This is a genomic window from Nocardiopsis lucentensis DSM 44048 (assembly GCF_000341125.1).
GTDB lineage: Bacteria > Actinomycetota > Actinomycetes > Streptosporangiales > Streptosporangiaceae > Nocardiopsis > Nocardiopsis lucentensis.
Genome location: NZ_ANBC01000821.1, coordinates 1 through 4,573 on the forward strand (window position 1 = coordinate 1; position 4,573 = coordinate 4,573).

3 protein-coding genes and 2 pseudogenes are annotated in these 4,573 nt (G+C 72.1%); 3 read left to right on the top strand and 2 right to left on the bottom strand.

Going from position 1 to position 4,573, the window contains the following annotated elements:
- Positions 1-330, top strand: a pseudogene (locus tag D471_RS41030) (hypothetical protein); the annotation flags it as partial.
- Positions 331-464: 134 nt separating this feature from the next.
- Here D471_RS41030 and D471_RS0128640 read toward each other — a convergent pair.
- On the bottom strand, positions 465-1,673 hold the full coding sequence (locus D471_RS0128640; RefSeq protein ID WP_017601796.1) for an MFS transporter: 1,209 nt from the start codon (positions 1,671-1,673) through the stop codon (positions 465-467).
- 252 nt (positions 1,674-1,925) lie between these two features.
- Here D471_RS0128640 and D471_RS0128645 point away from each other — a divergent pair, with 252 nt between their 5' ends.
- The gene (locus D471_RS0128645; protein ID WP_017601797.1) at positions 1,926-2,486 is read left to right on the top strand and encodes a GNAT family N-acetyltransferase; all 561 of its coding nucleotides are present in this window, start codon (positions 1,926-1,928) and stop codon (positions 2,484-2,486) included.
- Between the two features lie 133 nt (positions 2,487-2,619).
- Positions 2,620-3,927 (top strand): phosphoribosyltransferase family protein, encoded by a 1,308-nt coding sequence (locus D471_RS0128650; protein ID WP_017601798.1) that lies wholly within the window; start codon positions 2,620-2,622, stop codon positions 3,925-3,927.
- 164 nt (positions 3,928-4,091) lie between these two features.
- Here the strand turns inward: D471_RS0128650 and D471_RS38855 are convergent.
- Positions 4,092-4,364, bottom strand: a pseudogene (locus D471_RS38855) (WhiB family transcriptional regulator); the annotation flags it as partial.
- Positions 4,365-4,573 lie beyond the last annotated feature (209 nt).

Below are 4,573 nucleotides of genomic sequence, written 5' to 3' on the forward strand. Positions count from 1 at the left end.
CCCGACGGCGGCGATGACGGTTCCGACGGTGGTTCCGACGGCGGCGGCAACCCTCCCGGCAGTGATGGCGGAGACAACGGGTCTGACGGTTCCGACGACGACGGCGACACGGGCAACCGTGGCTCCGACGACGACGGTGACGACAACCAGACGCCGAGCAGCGACACGAACGACTCGAACTCGTCCGATGAGGACGAGGACGAGGAGAACGAGTCGCTCGCCACGACCGGTGTCGACCTCCAGGGCTTCGTGCTCGGGGGCGCGGTCGTGACCGGGATCGGCGCGATGGCGCTGTGGGCCGGTGCCCGCCGCCCGGCGTCGATCGCCTGACGACGGCACGATCGCGGCCCCGTCGGGCCGTGACGCGCACCGGGCCCCCGACCGTGTTCCACGGCCGGGGGCCCTCTCCCCTTCCCGGGGCGACCGCCTTCACCGGGGCCGACGGGATCGCCGCCCCGGATCCGTCAGCGACGTGGGCGCAGCGCGGGCGCGAGAAGGAAGGCCGCGGCACCCGCGGCGGAGACCACCCACAGCGCGGTGCCCAGAGTGGCGGTGTCCGCCAGGAACCCCACCAACGGGGGAAAGACCAGCAGCCCGGCCCGGCCCAGCCAGCCCACGACCGCGAGACCGTCGCCCGTACGCACCCCCGGCACGTCACCAGCGGCGGCGAGTGTCAGCGGGAACAACGTGGACACCCCCAGACCCATGATCCCGAACCCGACCACCGCGGCCACCGGATGCGCGGCGACGAGCGCGAGTGCCATACCGCCCGCCGCCAACAGACCGCACCCCGCGCCCACCGCCGCCGCGCCGAAGCGGTCGGTGACGCGGTCGCCCACCAGGCGTCCCAGCGTCATCATCGCCTGGCACGCCACGAACGGCATCGCCGCGAGGAACAGCGGAGCCGACAGCTCCGTGGTCATGTACACCGCACCCCATGACGCCGCCGAGTCCTCGATCCCGGCCGCGAAGACCAACAGCACGCCCAGCAACAGCAGGAGGAGCGCTCCGCGCGCGGGCACACGCGTGCGTCGCCCGTCCCCGCCCACGGCCCCGTCCTCGCGTTCGCTGTGTTCGGGACCGGGCAGCAGCATGCGGCTCGCCCACAGGTTCACGCACACCAACATCAGCGCCACCCCGCCCAGGTGAGCCAGGACGGGCACGCCGAGACCGGCCATCGTCGCCCCGACGACGCCGCCCGCGACGGCCGCCATGCTCCACACGGCGTGGAAGGTGTTGATGATGGTGCGCCCGTACCGCCGCTGCACCCGAAGGCCGTGGGCGTTCTGGGCGGAGTCCGTCCAGGCGTCGGCGCTGCCCAGCACCAGGAAGGCGGCCGCGAGCATCCACCAGTTCTGCGCGAGTGCGATGAACGGAAGCGCTCCCAGAGTGACCAGGCTCGTTCCCACGGCGGTGCGGCCGCTGCCGAACCGGTGGATCAGCGGACCCGCGAGCATGCCGGTCAGGAGCGCTCCCGCGGGTCCCGCGGCGATCGCCGTGCCCAACTCCGCGTTGCTGAGGCCCAGACCGGACTTGATCACCGGCAACCACGGGACGGCGTTGGTGTAGGTGAAGCCGTTGACGAAGAACAGGGTGGAGACCGCGATCCGGGCCCGGCGCGCCTGGGGTGGCGGCGCCTGGGCCGGAGTGGCGGGGGTGGCGGGGCTGTTCACGGCGACTCCCAAAGCTGCGGACGATCCCAGCGGATGCTATACAGCCGACCGCGTGCGAGGCACCCCCGTATCGGCCGAGTCGGACTCCGGGCTTGCCTCAGCGGCCGCGGCGGATTTACATAGAGGTTCCGCCGCCGTCACCGTCACGTTCCACTTCGGCCCCCGCGGCCCCTCCCGCACGGGCCCTCGTTACTGTCCGCCGACCCCACGCCGGGATCCGTGCGCGCGGCCCGGTCGGAACCGGAAGTGTCCATGATCAATTCGAGTGCGCTGCGAGACACACCCACCCTCGTCGGGAAACGCGTCCGCCTGGTCCCCCTCGCCCCCGAACACACGGACGCCTACTTCGCCGCGAGCCTCGACGAGGAGGTCCGTCGGCTCACCGGGAACCACCGACACCTCACCTACGAGCGGGCACGCGAGTGGTGCGCCACCCGCGCGGGCCGCGGTGACCGCCTCGACCTGGCGATCACCGAGCCCAGGGACGGACGCTACCTGGGTGAGCTGTCGGTCTATGACGTGTCCCCCGAGAACGAGAGCGCCGGGTACCGTATCGCGTTGTCGGCGATCGAGTTCGCCGGTCAGGGACTGGGCCGGGAGGCCACCGAACTCGTGTTGGAGCACGCCTTCGACCGCATCGGCCTGCACCGGGTCTGGCTGCACGTGTACGCGTTCAACATGAGGGCCATCGCGGTGTACCGCTCGTGCGGGTTCACCGTCGAGGGGCGGCTGCGTGACGCGCTCCTGTGGGACGGGCGCAGACACGACGCCCTGCTCATGGGGGTGCTCAGGACCGCCCTCCGCGACACCTGAACGAGGGTTTTTGCCTGCGCGCGGGGTTGCGACCGCCGTGTCGCGGGGTATGCCGGTACCACTTTTCCAACGGCTCACTCCGGACAGCCGAGAGGAGCGGTGCCGGGGCCACGGTCCCGGTGCCGGTGAGGACATGAACCCGGTACCCGTTTCGTTGCCCTTCACCGACCGGTCCGAGGCGGGCCGCCGCCTCGCGGAGCGAGTGCGGCCCTTCGCGGTCCGGGACCCGCTGGTGCTGGCCCTGCCCAGAGGCGGGGTTCCGGTCGGTGCCGAACTCGCCCGTCTGCTCGACGCCGACTTCGACGTGCTCATGGTCCGCAAGGTCGGCCTGCCGGGCCGCCCCGAACTGGGCGTCGGGGCGATCTCCGAGGACGGCCACGTCATCTTCGACGACCTCGCCCTGGCCCGGATGCGCATCCCACGGCAGGCGCTGGCCGAGACGGTGGAGGCCGAGCGCAAGGAGCTCGAACGCCGACGCCGCGCCTACCGGGGCGACCGCCCCACACCCCGGATCACGGGGCGCGACTGCGTGGTCGTGGACGACGGCGTCGCCACCGGTGGCACCGCCCGGGCGGCACTGCACATGGTGCGACAGGCCGACCCCGCACAGCTCGTCCTGGCCGTACCCGTCGCCGCCCCGGAGGCGGTCGCTTCGCTGCGTGAGGAGGCCGACGAGCTGGTCGTGCTCAGCGCCCCGGACAACTTCCACGCGGTGGGGGAGTGGTACCGCGACTTCTCCCAGCTCTCCGACGGACACGTGACCGCGATCCTCGCCGAACGCGGACGCGCCCACCCGCCGGCGGACGTGGCCCGCGGGGTTCGGATCAGGGCCGGTGAGGACTACCTCGACGGTGATCTCACCATGCCCGCCGCCCTGCGCGGCGCGATCGTCCTGGCGGTGGGGGAGGGGCGGACCGACCCGCGCTGGCGGGCGATCGCCTCGGTGCTGCGACGGTCGGGCTACGCCACACTGCTGTTGGACCTGGTGACGGCGGGCGAGCGGGCCGAGCACGCCGAGGGCGTCGGCACCGAGGTTCTGGGGGAGCGGCTGAACGCGGCGGTCACGTGGTTGCGGAGGGCCACGGACGCGGCCAACGAGCCGGTGGGGGTCCTCGGTTCGGGAACGGCGGGTCCGGCGGCGCTGGTCACCGCGGCCGAGCGACCCCGGGACGTGGGCGCCGTCGTGGTGTACGGAGGCCGGATCGATCTGGCCGAACCGGCCCTGTCCAGGGTGCGGGCACCGGTCATGGTGCTCCTGGAGAGCGGTGACTCCTTCGTCCGCGAACTGAGTGAGTGGGCGCGCGGACGGATGGCCGGCCCTACCGATCTGCGGGTGATGCCGGGCGCCGAACAGCTTCTCGAAGGTGGTCAGGAGTGGCGGCAGGTGGCGGTGGAGACGCTCGACTGGTTCGACCGGCACCTGTCCGGAAGCGGGGACTGATCCCATGCCGCGCCACGCTGGTGTCCCTTGCCAGGGGCACGAGAAAACCCGCGGCGCCCTCGACGAGGAAGTCGTCGGGGCGCCGCGGGTTGTTCGGGGGCCGGGGCCACCGGGGGAGATCCGCTGATCGTGCGTCGGGAGCCTCGGCTAGGCAGCGGTGGGGNGCGGCGGCGCTCGGAGGCGCGCTCGTCCTCGTTGAGCCCGCCCCAGGTGCCGTATTTCTCCGGACGCGAGATCGCGTAGTCCAGGCAGTCGGTTCGTACCGGACAGGCCGCGCAGATCTCCTTGGCCTTGCGCTCACGGATCTCCCGCTCCGGCTGGCGTTCGCCGTCGGGGCCGAAGAAGAGCACAAGGTCCTCGCCCCGGCACGCGGCGGCATCCTGCCACCCCCAGCTCGGGCGGGGGCGCAGCGCGGCCTGCCGACGTACCTGAGACATGCTTGAACCACCTCTACTGAAATCGCTAGTAAGCTGTCGGAAAAAGCTTCAGTCACCAAAAGTTGGTCATGCGGCGTGAGGCACCCCGCACGACGCGAACGCCGGACGGTACTGGCGGTGTTCCCCGGTGTGGCTGAGACCACGAGAAGCACGGGCCTGGCGGTCCTGGACCGCCGCTGGCGGAGTGCTCTCACACGAACGGCTGGGGG

Coding starts and splice junctions, on each gene's coding strand:
- D471_RS0128645 (WP_017601797.1), top strand. CDS start 1,926: ATGATCAATTCGAGTGCGCTGCGAGACACACCCACCCTCGTCGGGAAA.
- D471_RS0128650 (WP_017601798.1), top strand. CDS start 2,620: ATGAACCCGGTACCCGTTTCGTTGCCCTTCACCGACCGGTCCGAGGCG.